The organism is Marilutibacter maris, assembly GCF_006546735.2.
Taxonomy (GTDB): domain Bacteria; phylum Pseudomonadota; class Gammaproteobacteria; order Xanthomonadales; family Xanthomonadaceae; genus Marilutibacter; species Marilutibacter maris.
Window position 1 is genome coordinate 1 of record NZ_VICD02000118.1, and the last position, 2,733, is coordinate 2,733.

3 protein-coding genes are annotated in these 2,733 nt (G+C 71.1%); all 3 read right to left on the reverse strand.

Annotated features, from left to right (window positions below; all coding sequences use genetic code 11):
* A partial coding sequence (locus tag FKV24_RS07580) for a heavy metal translocating P-type ATPase metal-binding domain-containing protein (RefSeq protein WP_211371817.1) occupies nt 1-519 on the reverse strand: 519 nt, incomplete at its 3' end.
* A gap of 5 nt (nt 520-524) precedes the next feature.
* Nucleotides 525-1,112, reverse strand: a complete 588-nt coding sequence (locus tag FKV24_RS07585; protein ID WP_111265458.1) for a FixH family protein — start codon at nt 1,110-1,112, stop codon at nt 525-527.
* Nucleotides 1,109-2,644 carry a 4Fe-4S dicluster domain-containing protein gene (locus FKV24_RS07590; protein WP_141481943.1) on the reverse strand — a complete coding sequence of 512 codons (1,536 nt, stop codon included), beginning with the start codon at nt 2,642-2,644 and terminating at the stop codon, nt 1,109-1,111. Before FKV24_RS07590 ends, FKV24_RS07585 begins: the two co-directional genes overlap by 4 nt.
* Nucleotides 2,645-2,733 lie beyond the last annotated feature (89 nt).

Genomic DNA, 2,733 nt, shown 5'->3' on the forward strand with positions numbered 1-2,733 from the left:
GCCGAGCGCGGCCAGCCGCGTCATCAGCGTCGACGGCGAGGTCCGCGCCGGGTCCCAGGCCAGGCGGATGCGACCGGTGACGGCGTTCGCGGTGAGGTCGAGCACGCCGGGCTCGCGGCGCAGCGCGCGGTCGATCAGCCAGGCGCAGGCGGCGCAGCGCATGGCGTCGGTCAGTACGGTGATCTCGCGGCCGCCGTCGATCCGACGGCTGTGCTCGGCCAGCACCGCGTCGCGGTCGAATGCGGCGTAGTCGGGCAGGTCGACGCCGACCCGGCCGGCCGGCGACTCGCGCAGGCGGTAGTAGTCCTCCAGCGCCGCACCGGCGATCCACTGCGCGGCGGCCGCGCAGCCGCTGCAGCAGAAGCGGTGCTGGCGATCGGCGATGAGGCCGGTGACCGGCGCCGCCGGAAGCGGTTCGCCGCAGTGGTAGCAGGCGCCCGCGGCAGTGGCCGGGGCGGACTGCGTGCCGCCCCCGTCGTGCGGTCGCGGTGCGCGCGGCGTGGGCCCGGAGCTGTCCAAGCTGGCTATTCCGCCTTCAGCACCGGTCCCAGCCGCGCCGCCTGCTGGGTCGCGATCAAGCGTCCCTGCAGGCGCCAGCGGCCGTCGGCCGGGCCCAGTCGCAGCAGCCAGTCGTGGCCGGGGTCCAGGGCCTGTTCGAGTTCGGCGGCCCAGCCCAGCTCGCTCGGCCGCAGCTCGACCTGCAGATCCTGCGCGGCGTCGGTCGGATGCGACAGCACCAGGGTCAGCGGGCGATCGTGCGAGGTGCCGTCGCGGGCCCGCTGCTCGGCCGATGCGTCGTCGCCGGATTCGGCCCCGGCGGAGGCCGGCACGGTCGGGGCGGTGGTGTCGCGGGTCCAGGCGCCGCTGGCCGGCAACAACAGCAACCGCTGACCGTCGACCTGCAATACCGCCGACAGCTTCAGCTCGCGGGCGCGCTCGTCCGGGCCGAGTTCGACGGTCTGGATCTGGGCGGTGCGCTCGACCGGGTCGATCACCGCGTCGCTGCCGCCGCTGGAGATCACGATGGTGGCGATGCCGGCGACGACGGCGGCGACCGGCAGGCCGATCAGCAGCCAGACCATGGGTTCGCGCAGGGGGTGACGCTTGCTCATTCGATCGGTCCGAAGAAACTGGATTCGACATACTCGCGGGTACTGCCGTCGACGGCCTCGACGGTGAACACGACCGGATGGCGGCCGTTCAGCTCGCGCGCCGCGGACAGCGTCAGCGGGATGTTCAGCACCGCCTCGGCCGGCGCCTCGATGGTGCGCTCGCCGCCGACCAGTTCGACGCCGGCGGGCGCCTGCAGGCCGAGCCGGTACTGCTGGGGCTCCACGGTCTTGTTGATCAGCTTGAGGGTATAGCCGTTCTCGATGCGCTCGCCGGCCACTTCGCGGTACAGCGCGTTGCGGTCGCGCAGGACCTCGGCGATCAGCGCGCTGCGGTGGGTGACGCCCCAGGCCCAGGCCGCGCACAGGCTGGCCAGCAGCAGGCCGTAGACCAGCACCCGCGGACGCAGCACCCGGGTCGGCTTGGCGTCGATCGCGTTCTGGGTCGAATGGCGGATCAACCCGTGCGGATAGCCCATCTTGTCCATCACCTGGTTGCAGGCGTCGATGCAGGCGCCGCAGGCGATGCACTCGTACTGCAGGCCGTTGCGGATGTCGATGCCGGTCGGGCAGACCTGCACGCACAGGGTGCAGTCGATGCAGTCGCCCAGCGCCTCGCCGCTGAACTTCGGCAGCGGCTCGGCCTTCAGGCCCTCGTCGACGACCGAGGTGGTGCCGGCGCTGTCGACCTTCTGCTGCGCGTGGGCGAAGCGGAACACGTAGTCGTTGGCTTTGTCGACGTCGAGCAGGCCGCGCGCGCGTTCCAGCACGCTGGCCAGGCCGCGCTTGCGCGGGCCGCGCGGTTCGCCGCGCATCGGGTCGTAGGCGATCAGCAGGGTGTTGCGGTCGAACATCGCGCTCTGGAAGCGCGCGTACGGACACATGTACTTGCAGACCTGCTCGCGCAGGAAGCCGGCATTGCCCCAGGTCGCGAGGGCGTAGAACAGCACCCAGAAGGTCTCCCAGCCGCCCCAGCCCAGCGGCGCGCGGATCGCCAGGTCGCGGATCGGGACGAAGAAGCCGGCGAAGGTGAAGCCGGTCCACAGCGCGAACAGCAGCCACAGCACGTGCTTGCCGCCCTTGCGCAGCAGCTTTTCGCGGTTCCAGGGGCCGGCGTCGAGCTTCATCCGTTTGTGCCGGTCGCCTTCGGTCCAGCGCTCGATCCACAGGAACACCTCGGTCCACACCGTCTGCGGACAGGCGTAGCCGCACCACAGTCGACCGGCGAGGGTGGTGAAGAAGAACAGGGCCATGCCGGCGATGATCAGCAGCAGGGCGAGGAAGATGAAGTCCTGCGGCCAGAAATTCAGTCCGAACACGTAGAACTTGCGCGCCGGCAGGTCGAACAGCACCGCCTGGCGGCCGTCCCAGCTCAGCCACGGGAACAGGTAGAACATGCCCAGCAGCACGAACACCGCGATCTTGCGCAGTCTCTGGAAGCGGCCGTCGACGTCGCGCGGATAGACCTTGCGCTCGCTGACGTACAGCGCGCTGCCGGCGTCTGCGAGGATTTCGATGTCGATCTTCTTGCTCATGGACTTCTCGGTGCGGCGTCGTGCCCGCGCGGGCGGGCGATGCGACGTGCCGCGGCGGGCTGGGGGCGCCGCATCCGGGTCCGTGCGGC

Excerpts from the sequence above, each read along its gene's own strand:
- FKV24_RS07590 (WP_141481943.1), bottom strand. The coding sequence starts at position 2,644 with ATGAGCAAGAAGATCGACATCGAAATCCTCGCAGACGCCGGCAGCGCG.
- FKV24_RS07585 (WP_111265458.1), bottom strand. The coding sequence starts at position 1,112 with ATGAGCAAGCGTCACCCCCTGCGCGAACCCATGGTCTGGCTGCTGATC.